Source organism: Leucobacter sp. L43 (assembly GCF_016597785.1).
GTDB classification, from domain to species: Bacteria; Actinomycetota; Actinomycetes; order Actinomycetales; family Microbacteriaceae; genus Leucobacter; species Leucobacter alluvii.
Map to the genome: position 1 here is coordinate 512188 of NZ_JAENJG010000001.1, position 17148 is coordinate 529335.

16 protein-coding genes are annotated in these 17148 nt (G+C 67.7%); 4 read left to right on the plus strand and 12 right to left on the minus strand.

What is annotated here, in order from left to right; translation table 11 throughout:
* Positions 1 to 102 precede the first annotated feature (102 nt).
* A complete protein-coding gene (gene mgtE, locus JE033_RS02390) occupies positions 103 to 1461 on the plus strand; it encodes a magnesium transporter (RefSeq protein WP_200329220.1) in 1359 nt (452 codons plus the stop codon).
* A gap of 138 nt (positions 1462 to 1599) precedes the next feature.
* On the opposite strand, the gene JE033_RS02395 is transcribed toward mgtE, so the two are convergent.
* The 12 genes from JE033_RS02395 to JE033_RS02450 form a co-directional block, all read right to left on the minus strand.
* The gene (locus JE033_RS02395; protein ID WP_200329222.1) at positions 1600 to 4602 is read right to left on the minus strand and encodes an aminotransferase; all 3003 of its coding nucleotides are present in this window, start codon (positions 4600 to 4602) and stop codon (positions 1600 to 1602) included.
* Between the two features lie 146 nt (positions 4603 to 4748).
* Positions 4749 to 5348 (minus strand): non-canonical purine NTP pyrophosphatase, encoded by a 600-nt coding sequence (locus JE033_RS02400; protein ID WP_090148362.1) that lies wholly within the window; start codon positions 5346 to 5348, stop codon positions 4749 to 4751.
* A complete protein-coding gene (gene rph, locus JE033_RS02405; protein WP_200329224.1) occupies positions 5345 to 6091 on the minus strand; it encodes a ribonuclease PH in 747 nt (248 codons plus the stop codon). The genes JE033_RS02400 and rph overlap by 4 nt, the downstream gene beginning before the upstream one ends.
* A gap of 55 nt (positions 6092 to 6146) precedes the next feature.
* The gene (murI, locus tag JE033_RS02410; RefSeq protein WP_200329226.1) at positions 6147 to 6986 is read right to left on the minus strand and encodes a glutamate racemase; all 840 of its coding nucleotides are present in this window, start codon (positions 6984 to 6986) and stop codon (positions 6147 to 6149) included.
* Positions 6983 to 7666, minus strand: coding sequence for a ribonuclease HII (locus JE033_RS02415; protein WP_200329228.1), 684 nt, complete (start codon positions 7664 to 7666; stop codon positions 6983 to 6985). The genes murI and JE033_RS02415 overlap by 4 nt, the downstream gene beginning before the upstream one ends.
* Positions 7667 to 7669: 3 nt before the next feature.
* Positions 7670 to 8389, minus strand: coding sequence for a signal peptidase I (gene lepB, locus JE033_RS02420; RefSeq protein WP_200329230.1), 720 nt, complete (start codon positions 8387 to 8389; stop codon positions 7670 to 7672).
* 149 nt (positions 8390 to 8538) lie between these two features.
* The gene (gene rplS / locus JE033_RS02425) at positions 8539 to 8886 is read right to left on the minus strand and encodes a 50S ribosomal protein L19 (protein WP_090148347.1); all 348 of its coding nucleotides are present in this window, start codon (positions 8884 to 8886) and stop codon (positions 8539 to 8541) included.
* Between the two features lie 126 nt (positions 8887 to 9012).
* Positions 9013 to 9618 (minus strand): dihydrofolate reductase family protein, encoded by a 606-nt coding sequence (locus JE033_RS02430; protein WP_200329232.1) that lies wholly within the window; start codon positions 9616 to 9618, stop codon positions 9013 to 9015.
* Positions 9619 to 9949: 331 nt separating this feature from the next.
* Positions 9950 to 10954: an Fpg/Nei family DNA glycosylase gene (locus tag JE033_RS02435; RefSeq protein WP_200329234.1), complete on the minus strand. Its 1005-nt coding sequence runs from the start codon at positions 10952 to 10954 to the stop codon at positions 9950 to 9952.
* Positions 10954 to 11445: a ribose-5-phosphate isomerase gene (locus JE033_RS02440; RefSeq protein ID WP_090148341.1), complete on the minus strand. Its 492-nt coding sequence runs from the start codon at positions 11443 to 11445 to the stop codon at positions 10954 to 10956. The genes JE033_RS02435 and JE033_RS02440 overlap by 1 nt, the downstream gene beginning before the upstream one ends.
* Before the next feature lie 26 nt (positions 11446 to 11471).
* Complete coding sequence (locus JE033_RS02445; protein ID WP_200329236.1) at positions 11472 to 12092, minus strand: DsbA family protein; 621 nt, start codon at positions 12090 to 12092, stop codon at positions 11472 to 11474.
* A gap of 17 nt (positions 12093 to 12109) precedes the next feature.
* Positions 12110 to 13066, minus strand: coding sequence for an aldo/keto reductase (locus JE033_RS02450; protein ID WP_200329238.1), 957 nt, complete (start codon positions 13064 to 13066; stop codon positions 12110 to 12112).
* A gap of 142 nt (positions 13067 to 13208) precedes the next feature.
* Here JE033_RS02450 and pepN point away from each other — a divergent pair, with 142 nt between their 5' ends.
* The 3 genes from pepN to JE033_RS02465 are packed head-to-tail and all read left to right on the plus strand — an operon-like array spanning position 13209 to position 17146.
* On the plus strand, positions 13209 to 15794 hold the full coding sequence (gene pepN / locus JE033_RS02455; protein WP_200329240.1) for an aminopeptidase N: 2586 nt from the start codon (positions 13209 to 13211) through the stop codon (positions 15792 to 15794).
* Positions 15795 to 16709, plus strand: coding sequence for a mechanosensitive ion channel family protein (locus tag JE033_RS02460; protein ID WP_200329242.1), 915 nt, complete (start codon positions 15795 to 15797; stop codon positions 16707 to 16709).
* Positions 16706 to 17146, plus strand: a complete 441-nt coding sequence (locus tag JE033_RS02465; protein ID WP_234037064.1) for a globin — start codon at positions 16706 to 16708, stop codon at positions 17144 to 17146. The genes JE033_RS02460 and JE033_RS02465 overlap by 4 nt, the downstream gene beginning before the upstream one ends.
* The last annotated feature ends 2 nt before the right edge of the window (positions 17147 to 17148 follow it).

Sequence of the window (17148 nt, forward strand, 5' to 3'; positions counted from 1 at the left end):
TCGCCCGCCGCGCACGCCCGGCTCCGCACGTTCCATACGTTTCAGGACGCGCCCGTGCGCCCGCCGAGCGGCGCCAGCGGCGTCCATGCGAGGAGACCCGTCATGACCACTCAGCAGATTCCGATCATCGAAGCCTCGTTCGACGGCATCCTGCAGCATCTCGCTGCAGGCGATCTTCCCGCGCTCACCCGCGATCTCGCCCCCTTCTCCGCTACGGAGCTCGTGCCGCTCTTCGAGCGACTCGATCTGCGGCAGCGCGCCGTGCTCTTCAGGCTGCTCTCCAAGCAGCGCGCAATGGAGCTCTTCGAGGCGCTGCCGCCCTCATTGCAGGGTGATCTGCTCGCCGGGTTGCAGAACACCGAGGTGAGTCGGCTCTTCACCGAGCTCGACCCCGACGATCGGCTCTGGCTGCTCGACGAGGTGCCGTCGGTGCTCGCGACCCAGATGCTGCGCGGCTTGCCCGAGCAGGATCGCCTGCAGACCGCCGAGCTGCTCGGGTATCCGCAGGGCAGCGTGGGCCGGCGCATGACGCCCGAGTACGTATCGACTCGCGCTTCGCTGACCGTCGCTGAAACGCTCGAACGTGTTCGCGCCCACCTCTCGGACGCCGAGACGGTGTATACGATTCCGGTGCTCGACGGCACGCGGGTCGTGGTCGGCATCATCAGCCTGCGCGAGCTGCTGGCCGCGAGCCCCGACGACTTCGTCGCCGACTTGATGCAGCCGGCGCACACGGCCGTCGCGACCGAGTCGGATGAGTACGCCGCACGTCGATGCGCGGATCTTTCCCTGCTGGCGCTGCCGATCGTCGACAGCGAGGAGCGGCTGGTCGGCATGCTGACGATCGACGACGCGATCCGGATCATCGAACACGTCGAGAACGAGGACGCGGCGCGTCAGGGCGGCTCCGAGCCGCTGCGGCGCCCGTACCTGTCCACGCCGGTGCGCACGCTCGTGCGCTCTCGCGTGGTGTGGCTGCTCGTCCTGGCCGTCGGCGCCACACTCACCGTTCAGGTGCTCGAGATTTTCGAGGCGACAATCGAACAGGTCACTGTGCTCGCGCTCTTCGTGCCGCTCCTCATCGGAACCGGAGGCAACACGGGCAATCAGGCCGCGACCACCGTCACACGCGCGCTTGCGCTGGGAGACGTGCGCCCCCGCGACATTCTCCGCGTGCTCGCGCGCGAGTTCCGCACGGGGGCACTGCTGGGCCTGCTGCTGGGCTCGCTCGGATTCGGAATCGCCTGGGCGTTCTACTCCGTTCAGATCGGCACAGTGATCGGGTTCACCCTGCTCGCGGTCTGCACGGTCGCCGCGGTGGTGGGCGGCTGCATGCCGCTGCTCGCCCGGACGGTGCGCGTCGACCCGGCCGTCTTCTCGAACCCGTTCATCTCGACATTCGTCGATGCGACCGGCCTCCTCGTCTACTTCGGGATCGCCTCCGCCGTGCTCGGCCTCTAACCGCCGTCGGGGCCAGCAGGATCGCCGAGCCCCCGCGCTCGCGCCGAGCCCCTCCGCGCTCGACGAGCCCCAGCCCGCTGTACGCGCATCCCCTGGGGGTTCGGCGCGCGGGCAGGGGCTCGACGAGGGGTTGCGGCGCTACCAGCCTTCGGTGAGCACCCGGTCGAGGGCTGCGAGCACGGCGTCAGCGCTCTCCTCGGTGAGGCAGAGCGGCGGCTTCACCTTCAGCACGTTCGAACGCTCGGAGGTCGTGAGGACGATCACGCCGAGTTCTCTGAGCCGCTCGCAGATCGCGGCCGCCTCGGCTGTGGCGGGCTCCAGCGTTTCGCGATCGCGCACGAGTTCCACGCCGAGATACAGCCCCTCGCCGTGGATCGGCCCGACGATCTCGTGGCGTTCCGCGAGTGCGCGGAAGCCGTCGGCGAGTCGCCCGCCGACCCGGAGCGCGTTCTGCTGCAAGCCCTCCTGCTCCATGGCGTCGAGTACCGCGATGCCCACTCGGCAGCTCAGCGGATTCCCGCCCGCCGACGAGAAGAACTGGCCCTGCATCGCGAGCGCATCGGCGATGCGCTTCGACGTGATGACTCCCCCGATCGGAAATCCGTTTCCCATCGGCTTCGCGATCGTGACGATATCGGGCAGCACGCCGGATTGCTCGAAACCCCAGAAGCTCGAACCCATCCGCCCGAACCCGACCTGCACTTCATCGGCGATGCAGAGTCCGCCCGCAGCGCGCACACGAGCGTAGACGTCGGCGAGGTACCCGTCGGGCAGCAGCACCCCGCCCGCGTTGCCCAGCACCGATTCGCAGATGAAGGCGGCCACGTCGCGCCCCTCGTCCGCGAGTCGCTGCAGGTCGGCGCCGAGATCGGCCGCGTACTTCGCACCGGTGCCCGCACCTCGGTAGGTTCCTCGAAAGCGGTTCGGGACGTCCGCGACGTGCACCCAGTCAGGTCGATTCTCGAGCGCGTGCGGGTTGTCGTACGCGCTCGTGGTCACCGCATCGGATGCCATGGTCCACCCGTGATAGGCCTCCCGCAACGCCACGATGGTGTTTCGCCCGGTCGCCGCCTGCGCCAGGCGCAACGCGAGATCGACCGCTTCCGAGCCGCTGTTCACGAGGAGCACCGTGTCGAGAGCCGAGCCTTCGGGCAGGAGTGCGAGCAGACGCTCGCTGTACTCCGCGAGCTCCCGGTAGAGGAAGCGCGAGTTCGTGTTGAGTCGCCGGATCTGCCGATTGACCGCGTCGGCGACGCCCGGATGCCCGTGCCCCAGCCCTGTCACGTTGTTGACCATGTCGATGTACGACCGACCGGTCGTATCGACGAGGTGATGGCGCCAACCGCGCTCGACCTGCATCGGGCGTTCGTAGTACCGCTCCTGTGCGCTCGCGAAGATCTCCGAGCGGCGAGCGAGCTCGTCCGCGGATGCGTCGTGCTGGGCGAGCGATGGGAGGCCGAGCAGCCTCGCGGGATCCTGAGTGAATCGGCGCCACGCCGGAACCCGCTCGGGAGTGACGAGCGGAGCGCATCCTGCTTCCGGCTCGTCGACCGCCAGGATCGGCGCGTCGGCACCGGTCAGCGCGTCGGCGCGGACCAGGGTCACCGAGATCACTCGCGCTCCGGTCGCGCCCTGAACACGGGCGACGGGAGCGCCCGCCGCGACGGGAGCGCCGGGCTCCACCACGGCCTCGACTCCGTCGATCGCGAGGTGCCAGCCGCCGGCGAGTTCGAGCAGCACGCCTTGACTCGTCGCAACCGCGACGGACCCGGAGGCCGGCGCCGAGACCCCCAGGGAGTCGCCGGGCGCCAGGTGGATCTCCGTCGCGATGGGCCAGGTCTCGCTCGCTCGCTGCGCATCGACCCGGGTGCGGGTGAGACGGTACACGCCGTACGGGAAGACGGCGCTGCCATGACCCGATTCGAACGCTGCGCGTACGAGCCGCGCTTCAGCATCTGCGTCGAGCCAGGCGCCCGATGCGAGATCATCAGATTCGACGCCAGGATCGAGTACCGCCGCATCACCACCGAGCTCTGGCAGTAGCGATCGCAGCGGCGGTGTCGAGACGCGGGCCGGCGCAGTGACCAGCTGCAGACCGCTACCCGCGGCGACTCCCGCGAATCCGAGCGAGGCGAGCACGGACTCCGTCGCTTCGGCGAGCGGTACGGATGTGGCCGCGTCGAAGATCGCGCGTTCCCCGTCGACGCGCTCGCGTGCGTACGCGTTGTCGCCGTCGATCTCGAGCTGCCGCCAACCGCTCGCGACGAGCAGCGCGGCACGGAGCACGATCAACGGCCATACCGCTCGAGCCTCTGCGACGGCGAGTGGCGCCGCGCGGTGGAACGCGGTGACCGTCTCGAGCACCCGAAGGGGTCGATCCGCTTCGTGATGCAGCAGAGAGCTCGCCGTCACCGCGAGCTCGGCGACGCGCCACCCGTAGGAGAGGTCGCCGAGATCCAGCACCGTCGACGGGTAAACGCGAGTGTCAGCAGCGCGTTCACCCATCACATTGTCATCGGTCAGGTCGCCGTGGATCGCCTGGATCGGCAGCGCGTCGACGAGCGGCTCCAGCGCTTCGTCGGCTGAGGTGGCGGCGAGAACGACGCGATCCCGCAGTTCTTCATCGCTGATCGAGCCGGCGAGGCGCCCGATCTCGTCGAAGGCGACACGCATGTCCCACATGTGGTCGCGATCGAGGCCGGGGTGTTCGAGGCCTGCCAGCGCGTTCGCCGATGCGGCCGACAGCGCTCCGAACGCCTCGAGCACCGGAGAAGCGAAGTAGCCGAGATCGACCATCGGCTCCCCTGCCGCGAATTCGCTCCGGCGCACGGCGAATCCGCGCCAGTGCTGCGTGAGCTCGCCGTCGAGGCCGGGCAGCACCGCGGCCGCTGTCACGCCCGCGGCGCGGTACGCCTCCAATGCGGCGTGTTGCGCATCCCGCGCGTCGTCCGCGAAGACGGGGTTGTCGATTCGCAGCACGCTGCGGGAGCCGTCGGCGGCCGTCAACGCGAAATTGCGATCCTGATTGCTTCCGAGCTCGGTAGCGGTCACCTCCAACCCGTAGCATTCGCGTGCAATCGTTCTGGCGTCGGCCTCGGTCACGTCCGGGCGCACCAATCCACTCGCTGAAGCGTTGCTCATCGCGTGATCTCCATCTCTGATGTCGAAGTGATGTCACTCGTGTGTTGGGTGCCGCGTCGCGACCACCACTGCGGAGCAGCAGCGGCCGCGGTGCACTCGGGCTCGGGCCGTGGGGCCGCACAAGCCGACGTCGAAGGTATGCGGCATTACTCCGCGAGCGCGCGGATCGCCGGCGCGAGGGCGGTGAAGGCGCGCGTGCGATGGGACTGCGCGTCCTTCTCGGCACCGGTCAGCTCAGCCGCAGATCGGGACTCCCCATCCGGCTGGAAGATCGGGTCGTACCCGAATCCGTGCTCCCCGGTCGGCTGCCGCAGCACCCTGCCGGGCCACACGCCCAGTTCGCAGATGTCGCCGTCGCGAGAGTCGCCCGGCAGCGCGAGCGCCGCTGCGCAGACGAATCCGGCGTCGCGGTGGTCGTCTGCGACATCGGTCAGCTGCCAGAGCAGGAGCTCGACGTTCGCGCGGTCGTCGCGCGCCGGCCCGCCCCACCGCGCCGAGAAGATGCCGGGGCTGCCGCCGAGCACATCGACGGCGATGCCGGAGTCGTCGGCGATCGCTGGAAGCCCGGTGCGGGCCGCAGCTGCGCGAGCTTTGATGAACGCGTTCTGCTCGAAGCTCAGGCCGTTCTCCACCGGCTCTGGCCCGTCGTATCCGACGAGTTCGACGCCGGGGATCAGCGGGCCGAGAATGCGGCGGAGTTCTTCGAGCTTGTGCGCATTGTGCGAGGCGAGTACCACGGTGGTCATGGTCGGCGCGCCTCCGCCAGCGCTGATCGCTGCAGCTCAGCCAGCTCGGTCGTGCTCACGAGCGCGAGGTCGAGCAGCGCGTCGAGTTCGGCACGGTTGAACGGAGCACCCTCGGCGGTGCCCTGCACCTCGACGAAGTCGCCGGAACCGGTCACGACGACGTTCATGTCGGTCTCGGCGCGCGAATCCTCGACGTAGGCGAGGTCGCTCAGCGGCACGCCGCCCACGATGCCGACCGAGATCGCAGCGACGCTGTCCGTGAGCGGCTTCGCCTTCTTCGCGATGAACCCGCGCTCACGAGCCCACTCCAGCGCGTCGACGAGCGCGACGTACGCGCCGGTGATCGAGGCGGTGCGCGTTCCGCCGTCGGCCTGCAGCACGTCGCAGTCGATGACGATGGTGTTCTCCCCCAGCGCTTTCGTATCGATGACGGCGCGAAGGCTGCGACCGATGAGACGCGAGATCTCGTGGGTGCGCCCGCCGACCTTGCCCTTGATCGACTCGCGCTGCATGCGCTCGTTCGTGGAGCGGGGCAGCATCGAGTACTCGGCGGTCACCCAACCGGTGCCCTTGCCGGTGAGCCAGCGGGGCACCCCCGGCGTGAACGAAGCGGTGCACAGCACCTTCGTGCTGCCGAACGAGATGAGCGCGCTGCCTTCGGCCTGGGCGCTCCAACCCCGTTCGATCGTGACGGGTCGGGTCTGCTGCGGCGTGCGCCCGTCGGCGCGGAGGGTCTCAGTCATTCAGGTCTCCAGAGGTTGCGGCGGATCAGGTCGGCGAACGCACAGCGAACGCGAGTCAGTTGGGCAGGCGGATCGCGCCGGTCTCCAGGCGATCGACGGCATCGATGCCGATCCCGAGCATGCGGCGGGCCAATTCGACGAACGCCGCCGTATCCTCACCAGTCGCCTCGTATCGCAGCTCGGGTTCCCCAGAGCCGGGCGGACGCAGCAACTGCAACTCGGTGAGTACCTGGAACACGGCATTCGCGGTCTCGATGTCACTCGACACCAGCGCGACGTCCGGCCCGACCACCTGCCGAATCGCGCCGCGCAGGAACGGGTAGTGCGTACATCCGAGCACCAGGGTGTCGATGCCCTGCGCGACGAGCGGAGCGAGATACTGCTGCGCGACCTCGTGCACTGCGGGACCGCTGGTCTCGCCCGCCTCGACGAGATCCACGAACCGCGGGCACGCCGCAGAGCTCAGCGCGATCTCGGGCCGCATTGCGAACAGGTCGTCGTAGGCGCGCGATTGGATCGTCCCCTGCGTGCCGATCAGACCGACGCGGCGGTTCCTCGTGATCGAGGCCGCGCTGCGCACCGTCGGGCCGATGACTTCGACGACAGGCACGTCGTAGCGCTCACGGGCGTCGCGCAGCACCGCCGCAGATGCCGTGTTGCAGGCGATCACGAGCATCTTCACGCCCTGCTCGACGAGCCCGTCGAGGATCTCGAGAGCGAATCGGCGAACGTCCGCGATGGGCCGCGGACCATACGGCGTGCGGGCGGTGTCGCCGACGTAGATCATCGACTCGCCGGGGAGCTGATCGTGAATCGCTCGCGCCACCGTCAAACCGCCGACTCCCGAGTCGAACACCCCGATCGGGGCGGACGCGTCTGGCTGCTGCGAACTCACCCGTCCAGACTACCCGAGCCGATCGCGGAGAGTTTGATCCACGTATGCCGGTGCAGTTCGGTGAGGCCGTTCGTCGCGATGCCGGCGAAGTGTGCCTTCGCGCCGTATCCCTTGTTCGACGCCCATGCGTACTCGGGGTGCGCTGCATCGGCCTCACGCATCAGGGCGTCGCGCGAGACCTTCGCCCGCACCGAAGCGGCGGCCACGCTGGCGCACTCGCGATCCGCCCCGACCCGCGTGCGGACGTCGAGCGGAGCGCGCAGCACTGCGGAGAGCCAGTCGTGCGCGCCGTCGAGCAGGATCACTGAGCGTTCGACCGGCACTCCCGTCGCACGCAGCTGGAGCAGCGCGCGACGCGCGGCATGGCCGAGCATCGTCGTGATGCCCTGCGTATCGATCTCCTCGGCGCTCGCGAAGCCGACGGCACCGGCTCCCCACGCATGCACGAGCGGCGCGATCGCGTCGCGTCGTTTCTCGCTCAGGAGCTTCGAATCGCGAAGCCCGTCCGGAAACGAGTGGGTGCCCGCCACCACGGCGTGCACGCCGACGGCGACCGGCCCGGCGATCGCTCCACGGCCCACCTCGTCGATGCCGATGACGATCTGCGCACCCGCCGCGAAGAACGCGCGTTCGACGTCGAGCGTCGGATCCTTCGTCGTAGGTGCTGCCTCGACGGGCACGGCTCAGTTCTCCTTCGCGGCGTCCACGCCGGTGAACGTTCCTTCTGGAGTCCCCAACCAGGTGAACCGGTTGAGCGGCCAGTTCAACACGAACGCACGCCCCACGACCTCTTCCTCCGGCACGAACCCCTTGCCCGGCTGATCCTGGTTGTAGCGCGAGTCCTTGCTCTGATACCGGTTGTCGCCCATCACCCACAGAGAGCCCTCGGGCACCGTAACGTCGAAATCGATCGCCGACGCTCGCTCCTCGCCCGCAGGCTTCACGATGTACGGCTCGTCGATGGGCACACCGTTCACCATCACACGCCCCTGAGCGTCGCAGCACTCGACACGATCACCGCCGACGCCGATGACGCGCTTGACCACGTACTCATTGCTCGTGTCAGCCGCGAGACCGATCGACTGGAGCACCCGCTCGAACCCGCGGGGCGGCTCACTCCCGCGGGGGTACAACCACCCGCCCGGATCCTTGAACACCACGATGTCGCCGCGCTGCACATCGATGAGATCGGGCACCAACTGGTTCACGAGGATGCGGTCATCGATCTGCAGCGTGTTCTCCATCGACTCCGAAGGGATGAAGAAACTGCGCACGAGAAACGTCTTCAACAGAAACGAGACCAGGAACGCCACCACGAGGATGACCAGCAGATCTCGCAGGAACCCGAGGATTCCGCCTCGACGCGTCCGTTGCTGTGAGGTCGTGGCCTCGGCTTCACTCATGTGGGGTTCCCCTGTCGATGGGAGCGGTCGTGCGAATCCGACGCTCCGGGCCTCACCGATCGGTGAGACACTTCAGGCTCCCACCCTATTCCAGGGGGGAGCCTGAGAGCGTCGCGGGCGCGTTGATAACGGCCCGTGAGAAGTGCGACTTAGCGGTCGCGCTTCTCCTTGATCTTCGCCTTCTTGCCGGTGAGGCCGCGCAGGTAGTAGAGCTTCGCACGACGCACGTCGCCACGGCTGACGACCTCGATCTTCTCGATCGCGGGCGAGTGCACCGGGAACTTGCGCTCCACGCCCACCTGGAAGCTGATCTTGCGCACGGTGAACGTCTCGCGAACGCCCTCACCGTGGCGGGAGATCACGACGCCCTGGAACACCTGAACACGCGAGCGGTTGCCCTCGACGATGTTCACGTGCACCTTGACGGTGTCGCCTGCGCGGAAATCGGGGATGTCGCTCTTGAGCGACGCGGCGTCGACCAGGTCGAGCTTCTGCATGATTGTCTACTCTCTGCGCCCGCCGCAAGTCGGGAACGCGGATATCGAAAAGTACTGGAGTGTTCGGCTCACGGTCCGTGCGGACCCTCGCGGCAGTACCGCACCGTGGCACAAGGATCAATTATGTCACACTTCTGCCGCACGCTGGGCGCTCGACGACGACGAGCGCTCCTGATCCTCCGCGAGGGACCCGAGCACACGATGCCGCGCGACGATGAAGGCTCCGTTGCGCTCGACCTGCATCAGCTCGAGATCGAGACGACGCGGCAGCAGCGGCCGACCCGCACCGAGCACCACTGGCGCAATCGACGTCACAATCTCATCGAGCTGCCCGAGATCGGCGAATTGACCCGCCAGATCACCGCCGCCGACCACCCACAGATCGTTCGCGCCGGCGGCATCGCGCATCTCCTGTCCGAGCTCGGCGATGCCTCCCTGCCTGAAGCGGACGTCGGCTGGCCCTCCATTCGTCGTACTCCGGGGGGACGGCAGATCGCGATGCGTGAGTACGAACGCCGGCAGCTCGTAGCTCCAGACCCCCTGCTCGTGTTCGAGCACCCATTCGTAGGTGGTCGCTCCCATGACGAGTGCGCCGATCCCCCTGATGAACGAATCGTAATCACCGGCACCGCCGGCCTCCTGCGGCTGGCGCAGCAGCCAGTCGAGGGAATCGTCGGGATCTGCGAGATACCCGTCGAGGGTGGTGGCCGTGTAGTAGATGGTGCGGGTCATGCTGAGCTCCTTCAATCGATGCGGTCGCCGTCATCAGTCTGACGGGCACCGCCGACATTCACACCCGCCGCCCGAACCGTGCAGCCTGAACCGCACCGTGCCGCCCGAACCGCACCGCACCGTTCCACCCCTGCCTGAGCACGAGGGTTCCCGCTGAGCGCGACGGAAGATCCGCAAGCAACGCCCTCGGTCTCAACGCGAACCCTTGGGTTCGGCAAGGGTGGGCGTCAGGTCTGACAGCCACGCGCGCACCTCGCACCGCGCTGCACCGGCACCGAGACGGCGCCGGGGGCTGCATGAACGGCCAGAAATGGCCGTTCACCTGACTGCGTCAGGTCTGACAGCCCGGGCACCAGTAGAGCTTGCGGGCGCCGAACTCCTCCAGCGCGATGTTCGTGCCGCACCGCTTGCACGGTGTGCCCTCGAGCTTGTACACGGAGTGCCGCTCGTCGCGATCGACCAGCGCTCGCTCGTACTCCTCGCCGGCGAGACCGTCGATCGTCATCATCTGCCCGACCGTGATGCCGATCTCGAGCAGATGCGCCCAATCGTCCCAGAGCGCCTCGAGCACGGTGCGGTCGATCGTGTTCGCGGGAGTATGAGGGTTCAGCTCCCCCCGGAAGAGCATCTCGGCCCGGTACACATTGCCGATCCCCGCGATGACCGACTGATCCATGAGCACGAGGCCGATCGGCGTCTTCTTGCGCAGTGCACGCTCCACGAAGCGCTCGCGCTCCGCCGGAGTGTTCGCGTTCGCAGGATCGGGCCCGAGCTTCTGGATCACGGCATCCACCTCGGCCGGGGTGAGCACTTCGCACGCGGTCGGACCGCGCAGGTCGGCGCAGACGAGATCATTCAGCAGCCGCACTCGCACCTGCCCGACGGGCTCAGGAGGAAACGCCGCGGGTGCAGCCGTCTCACGATCGGTTTCGGCCATGCGCACGCGGGTACGACGGGGCGCCCCGATCGACGTCACGGAGTCTTCGCCATCACGATCGAGCGGGCGGGCGGGATCCGGCCGCGAGTACTCGCCCGTCTGGCCCAGCTTCGTGCGTCCCGGCGCCTGGCCGTGGATCTGAATGGACGGGTCGACGCGCACGTCTCCCGCGAAATCCCAAGCGCCGTAGATGCCGAGATGCACGCGCAGCCAACGGTCATCCGAGAATTCCAGGAACATCTGCTTGCCGACGGCCCGAGCATCGATCATCTCTCGTCCACTCAGCAGCGCTGCGCCCTGGGCGAAGCGCCCCTGCGGGCTCGTCACCTCGGGAGCCGTGCCGACGAAGTTCACCGCGAACTGACGAGCAATGCGATGAACGCTGTGCCCCTCAGGCATTAGAGGCTGTCGACGTGCTTGCCGCTGATGGCGCCGGTGCGCTCGTACTCGCCGAGCTGCGCGATGCGACGCACATGGCGCTCCTCGCCGGTGAACGGCGTGTCGATGAAGAGATCGATGAAGCGGATCGCGTCGGCCACATCGTGCTGGCGGGCTCCGATGGAGATCACGTTCGCGTTGTTGTGCTCGCGCGCGAGCGTCGCCGTGGAGTCGTTCCACACCAGTGCTGCTCGAATGCCTGCGACCTTATTCGCCGCCATCTGCTCACCATTGCCGGAGCCGCCGAAGACGACGCCGAGCGCTTCCACTCCGTCGCGCTCGTCACGTGCGACGCCGAGCGCGGCGTTGATGCAGAACGACGGGTAATCGTCGAGTGCATCGTATTCGGCTGGACCGTGGTCGATGACCTGGTGGCCCTGCGCGCGAAGATGATCCTGCAACTGCTGGCTGAATTCGAGCCCGGCGTGGTCCGTGGCGACGTGAATGCGCATGGATCAGATCCTATCGGAGCGAGGACTCAGAACTGGGGGCCGGAGGTGCGGCCCCGCTTCAGCTCGTAGAATCCCGGCACGCTCGCGGCCGCGACGATGCCGTCCCAGAGGCGGAGCGCCTGCTCCCCCTGAGGTGCCGGCGTCACCACGGGCCCGAAGAACGCGACTCCGTCGACCGAGATCACGGGCACCCCGACGTCTGGCCCGGCGATCTCGAGCGCGTGCGCGGTGTTCTCGCGCAGGTCGGTGTCGTACTGCTCGTCGTCTGCGGCTGCTGCGAGCTCGGCGTCGAGCCCGACTGCGGCGAGCGCCTCGGCGAGAATGCCGTCGAAGTCGTCGCGGCCGCCGGGGTGGATCGCCGTTCCGAATTCGGTGTAGAGACGCCCGACCGCGCTCGGATCCTGCGCACGGGCGACGGCCGCGGCTACGCGGCCGAGGCGATGGCCCTGGCGCATGCCCTCCTCGTGGTCGCCGACGTCGTTGCCCTCGTTGATGATCTTGAGGCTGACGGGGTGCCACGCGACGTCGAACCCTCGCGCTGCCGCGACGTCGGAGACCCAGCGGCTGGTCATCCAGCACCACGGGCAGATCGGATCGAACCAGAACTCGACGATGGGCTGTGCGGATTCGGGGCGTTCGATGCTCATGCGGGTCAGCCTACTCTTCAGGACGTCGGCACCGGGAAGAGGGCTTCGATGCGTTCGCGCTGGGCGTCATCCGGGCGCCAGCGCTCACCGGCGAGCGCATTCTGACGGACCTGGTCCGGGGTCGATGCTCCCGCGATGACGCTCGCGACCGGCGCATGATCGAGCAACCAGCCGAACGTCGCTTCGAGTATCGTGACTCCCCAGTCGGCGCAGTGCGCCCGGTACGCGTCGAGGGCGTCCCAGTCGGCCTGCTCCGCGACGTGGGGGCGCTGCCGCATGATGCGCGAGTCCTCGGGGAAGCGATCTCGGGCGAACTTGCCCGTGAGCAGCCCGTTGGCCAGCGGGAAGTACGGGAGGAACCCGAGTCCGAGCTGCCGGGCAGCTGGAACGACCTCTCGGTCCGCCTCTCGCTGCACCAGGCTGAGCTCGTTCTGCGCCGACACGAAGGCCGTAACTCCCCCTGCTGCCGCTGCGCCCGCGGCCTCATGCATCTGCGCTGCGGAGAAGTTCGAGTGGCCGATGCTGCGCACCTTCCCCTCGCGCACCAGTTCGTCGAGCGCGTCGAGGGTCTCGCTGATCGGGGTCTCCGGATCCGGAACATGCATCTGGTAGAGATCGATGCGGTCCGTCTGCAACCGCGTGAGCGACCCCTCGACCGAGGCTCTGATGAATTCTCGTGAACCTCGGCGTCCGAGGTACGGGGCCTGCGCGTCCGGATGCCCGAACTTGGTGGCGAGCACGATCTCGTCGCGCCGCGTCCCGAGTGCGCGTCCCATCATCTCTTCGCTGCGGCCGAAGGCGTACCCGTAGAGGTCGGCGGTGTCGAAGAATGTGATGCCAGCGTCGATCGCCGCTCCGATGACGGCGTCGGTCCCGTGCTGGTCCTCGGTGAAGGCTCCCGGCCGGCCGAAATTGTTGCAGCCGAGCCCGACGGACGAGACGAGGAGGTCTGAGGTGCCGAGTGCGCGTTCCATGCATTCCACTGTACGGCGACGACGGGGGCTGGCAGCGGCCCCAGCGCAGCGCCTCACATGCGGCGTACAGGGGTTTCATCACTGATGTCGAGGGTCGGGCCTAGGCTGGAGCCATACGTATTCCCCATCGTCAGGAGCATCAGTGCCAGGAACGAATCTCACCCGTGCAGAAGCCCAGGAGCGCGCTGCCGCCGTCTCGACGGAACGTTACGAGGTCGCGCTCGACCTCACGACCGGTGCCGAGCAGTTCGCAGCGGTTACGACCGTCCACTTCGGTGGTACGCGCGGAGCGGCCACCTTCATCGATCTGATCGCCGACTCCGTCGAGAGCATCGATTTGAACGGCGAGGCCCTCGACCCAGCTGCGGTGTTCGCGGACTCGCGCATCCAGTTGCCCCGACTCGCGGAGCGGAACGTCCTGCGCATCGCTTCGACGCAGCGCTACACGAATACGGGCGAGGGCCTGCACCGCTTCGTCGATCCTGCTGACGGAGAGGTCTACCTCTACTCCCAGTTCGAGGTGCCCGACTCCCGCCGGATGTTCCCGGTCTTCGAGCAGCCGGACCTGAAGGCGACGTTCTCGTTCACGATCACAGCTCCCGCGCGCTGGCAGATCGTGAGCAACCAGCCGACCCCCGACCCCGTCGGCGCCGGCACGAAGGCCGCTGCCCAGGGCGAGGACTCGCCGGAGCAGGAGATCGCGACTTGGTCGTTCGATCCCACCCCGGTGATGTCGAGCTACATCACCGCGCTCATCGCCGGCCCGTACCACGTCGTGCGCTCGGAGCTCACGAGCCGCGACGGCCGCACGATTCCGCTCGGCGTATTCTGCCGAGAGTCGTTGGCGCCGCACCTGGACGCCGACTACATCTTCGAGAAGACGCGAGAAGGGTTCGCATTCTTCGAAGAGCAGTTCGATTACGCGTACCCCTTCGACAAGTACGACCAGCTCTTCGTCCCCGAGTACAACATGGGGGCGATGGAGAACGTGGGCGCCGTGACCTTCACGGAGGCCTACGTCTTCCGGAGCCAGGTGACCGACGCGATGCGCGAGCGCCGCGTCGTCACGATCCTGCACGAACTCGCGCACATGTGGTTCGGCGATCTCGTCACAATGCGATGGTGGAACGACCTGTGGCTCAACGAATCGTTCGCCGAGTACATGTCGACACTCGGCGTGGCAGAGGCCACTGAATGGACGGATTGCTGGACGACGTTCGCCGCCTCGGAGAAGTCGTGGGCATACCGGCAGGATCAGCTGCCGTCGACCCATCCGATCGTCGCACCGATCCGCGACCTCGAAGACGTGCTCGTGAACTTCGACGGCATCACCTACGCGAAGGGCGCCTCGGTGCTCAAGCAGCTCGTCGCATGGGTGGGCCGGGAACCGTTCATGCAGGGCGTGCACGACTACTTCGTCAAGCACCATCACTCGAACACCGAGTTGCCCGACCTCCTCACCGAGCTCGAAGCCCGCAGCGGCCGCGACCTCGCCGACTGGTCGAAGCTCTGGTTGGAGACCGCCGGCGTCAACACGCTCCGTCCCGTCTTCGAGCTCGACGACGCCGGCAGATACAGCAGCTTCACCATCGAGCAGTCGGCAGAAGCCGAGTACCCGACGATCCGACCGCACCGCATCGCCGTGGGGCTCTACGCGCTCGACGGCGGAGTGCTGCGCCGCACGCAGCGCATCGAGCTCGATGTCGACGGTGCGGGCACTGCGGTTCCCGAGCTCGTCGGGGTCGAGCAGCCCGCGCTGCTGCTGCTCAACGACGACGACCTGACGTACGCGAAGATTCGACTGGACGACCGATCGCTCGAGACCGCGGCGCAGCATCTCGGCCACGCGGAGGACTCGCTCACCCGGGCACTGCTCTGGGGCACGCTCTGGGACGCGACCCGGGACGGCGAATTCCCAGCCAGCCGCTTCATCGACATCGTTCTCGCCCACGTCGGCAGCGAAACGGGTTCGACCACGCTGCGCACCCTCCTCGGGCAGCTGTCGCTCGCTGCGGCGAGCTACGTCGCGCGCGATCGACGTGCCGCGACGCTCGAGAAGGTCGCCGACGCCCTCTGGAACCTCGCGGAGAGCGCCGACCCAGGTTCCGATCGACAGTTCCAATTCGTGAAGTCGTTCGCCCAGCTCGCCGGAAGCGATGCTCAGCTCGACACCGTGCACGCGCTGTTCGAGGGAACACGTGGGCTCGATGGCCTGGCCATCGATACCGATCTCGGCTGGGAGCTGCTCGTCTCACTCTCGGCGGGCGGCCGAGCGACATCCGAGCAGATCGACGCGCGTCTCGCAGAGGACCGCACCGCCAACGGCAACCAGTCTGCAGCTCACGCTCGGGCGGCGCTTCCCAGTGCCGACGACAAAGCACGCGCATGGGCGTCTGTGTTCGATGAGGCCGATCAGCCGAACGCCATCGTTCGCGCGACCGCCTCAGGATTCACGCGCGCGCACGATCTGACGCTGCTCGAACCGTACGTCGCACGCTTCTTCGACGCGCTGCTGCCCGTATGGGAATCCCGCAGCTACGCGATCGCCGAGGAGCTCGTCGAGGGGTTCTACCCCGCCGAACTCGCGAACACGGAGCTGGCGAGCGCGACCCGCAACTGGCTCGAAGCGAACGCGGACGCGCCTGCGGCCCTGCGACGGATGGTCTCGGAGCACCTGTCGGGCGTCGAGCGGGCTCTGCGCGTGCAGGCCGCAGACCGGGAGGTGTGAATGGAAGGCGTTGACGAGGTGGAGCAGGCGGTCGGGAATGCCTTCCAGGGCTTTCTGACGGCGTATCAGGTGCCGCTGGCCATCGCGGTGATCGTGATCGCGGCGCTCCTCGCGAATTGGCTGCTGCGCAAGCTCCTCATGCGCACCGTCACGCATGTGGTGCGCGGGGTGAAGAAGGCGCAGGACGTTGATACGACCTCTGAGATGCGCGCCGCGCCGTACGTCAGCGCGCGGGCGGTGCAACGCACGCGCACGCTCGGCACTGTTGGACGTGCCGTGATCACCTGGGTGATCGTCGTCATCGCGATGATCCTCATCCTGGGACAGCTGGGCGTGAATCTCGCAGCACTGCTCACCTCTGCCGGCATCGTTGCCGCCGGCCTCGCCTTCGGCGCCCAGAACATCGTGAAAGATCTCCTCAACGGCATCTTCATGGTGTTCGAAGACCAGCTCGGGGTCGGCGACATCGTGACCATCGGCACGATCAGCGGCACCGTCGAAGACGTGGGGATCCGCGTGACGCAGGTGCGCGCGATGGACGGCACTCTGTGGTTCATCCGCAACGGAGAGATCCTGACCCTGGGCAACGCTTCGCAGGGCTGGGGCCAGGCGATCATCGACATCACCGTCGATGCGCGGCAAGACATGACGCGGGTCTCCGATGTCGCACTCGATGCCGCGCGCGAATTGCTCCGCTCCGAGAAGTACGCGCGCAAGGTCACCGGGTCACCCGAGCTGCTCGGTCTCGAGAGCATCTTCGGCGATCGGGCGACGCTCCGGCTGCTCGTGAAGACCCGCCCGGAGGCACAATGGGAGGTGCAGCGCGGCGTGCGCGCCGAGCTGCGCCGCAAGTTCGGCGAGCATGACATCAAGCTCGCCGATGAGCTGCCGAGGCAGCCGGGAGGAGCAGTATGAACGACAGCACCCAGCCCGGCCCGCGGCTCACCCTGCGCTCGAGCGCGAGCGGCGACGCCGTCACCGAGACGCTCTGGTCGCAGGTCGGCGGAACCCCCACATTCGAGCTCATCGCGTCGGAGTTCTACCGCGGCGTGCGCGAAGACCCCGTTCTCGCTCCCATGTATCCCGACGACGATTGGGAGGGCGCGACCTGGCGGCTGCGCGCCTTCCTCGAGCAGTACTGGGGCGGCCCGACAACGTACTCGGAGCAGCGCGGCCACCCGCGGTTGCGCATGCGTCACCACCCCTTCGCGGTGACCCCCGACGCGAGGAATCGCTGGCTTCGACACATGCATGCGGCACTCGACGCGGCAGGTCTCGCCCCCATGCACGACGCGGCATTCCGCGACTACGTCGAACGCGCCGCGCTCGCCATGGTCAACCGCTTCGAGTGACC